Genomic DNA, 1,085 nt, shown 5'->3' on the forward strand with positions numbered 1-1,085 from the left:
ACGATCAGGTTGATAGGTCTGAGGTGGAAGCGTGGCGACACGTGGAGCTGACAGATACTAATCGGTCGAGGACTTAACCGAAATAATACTTTCATGAATACAAAATTGTTATCTAGTTTTGAGGGAACAAATTTCCCCTTGAAATGCTGAATAAAATCAGTATAATAAAAAGAGTCGCTATCAAATAGTGATGAATTAATAGTCTGGTAATGATGGCGAAGAGGTCACACCCGTTCCCATTCCGAACACGGAAGTTAAGCTCTTCAGCGCCGATGGTAGTTGGGGCATTGCCCCTGTGAGAGTAGGACGTTGCCAGGCTGTTTCATTTGGAGGATTAGCTCAGCTGGGAGAGCACCTGCCTTACAAGCAGGGGGTCGGCGGTTCGATCCCGTCATCCTCCACCATTGATTTCTAATTCAAATCATTCTTCACCTCACGCAAGTGAAGGGGTTATAGTTATACCAGCTTAGCTCAGTTGGTAGAGCACGTCGGAATGAACATCGAAGGATAGACTTCAGCGTACCAATCGAGAAGTAGTTTGAATAAATTTTTTAAGATTGGGACAACAAATAGCATAAAAGCAAAATTAGTAGAAATTTTTTATATGCCGGCTTAGCTCAGTTGGTAGAGCAACTGACTTGTAATCAGTAGGTCGTGGGTTCAAATCCTATAGCCGGCACCATTTAGAGCCATTAGCTCAGTCGGTAGAGCATCTGACTTTTAATCAGAGGGTCGAAGGTTCGAGTCCTTCATGGCTCACCATTTTTACGCGGATGTGGCGGAATTGGCAGACGCACCAGACTTAGGATCTGGCGCCTTACGGCGTGGGGGTTCGACTCCCTTCATCCGCACCACTAATTGAATAGTGATGCAATGCATAAATGAATTTTTGCGGAAGTAGTTCAGTGGTAGAACACCACCTTGCCAAGGTGGGGGTCGCGGGTTCGAATCCCGTCTTCCGCTCCAACTGCCTTATGTATTGCCGGGGTGGCGGAACTGGCAGACGCACAGGACTTAAAATCCTGCGGTAGGTGACTACCGTACCGGTTCGATTCCGGTCCTCGGCACCATTTAGCGCCCGTAGC

The 1,085-nt window shown here is 47.2% G+C and carries 6 tRNA genes and 1 rRNA gene; all 7 read left to right on the forward strand.

Annotation, left to right across the window (positions count from 1 at the left end):
• Positions 1–202 precede the first annotated feature (202 nt).
• The 7 genes from rrf (at position 203) to ACFSCX_RS21905 (ending at position 1,070) form a co-directional block, all read left to right on the forward strand.
• Positions 203–318: ribosomal RNA gene (gene rrf / locus ACFSCX_RS21875) — 5S ribosomal RNA — on the forward strand.
• Between the two features lie 10 nt (positions 319–328).
• Positions 329–404 (forward strand) — tRNA-Val (locus ACFSCX_RS21880).
• 202 nt (positions 405–606) lie between these two features.
• A tRNA-Thr gene (locus tag ACFSCX_RS21885) sits at positions 607–682 on the forward strand.
• Between the two features lie 4 nt (positions 683–686).
• A tRNA-Lys gene (locus ACFSCX_RS21890) sits at positions 687–762 on the forward strand.
• Between the two features lie 7 nt (positions 763–769).
• Positions 770–854 (forward strand) — tRNA-Leu (locus tag ACFSCX_RS21895).
• 37 nt (positions 855–891) lie between these two features.
• A tRNA-Gly gene (locus ACFSCX_RS21900) sits at positions 892–966 on the forward strand.
• Between the two features lie 15 nt (positions 967–981).
• Positions 982–1,070 (forward strand) — tRNA-Leu (locus ACFSCX_RS21905).
• The last annotated feature ends 15 nt before the right edge of the window (positions 1,071–1,085 follow it).

This window comes from Bacillus salitolerans (assembly GCF_042680805.1).
Lineage (GTDB): Bacteria > Bacillota > Bacilli > Bacillales > SA4 > Bacillus_CJ > Bacillus_CJ salitolerans.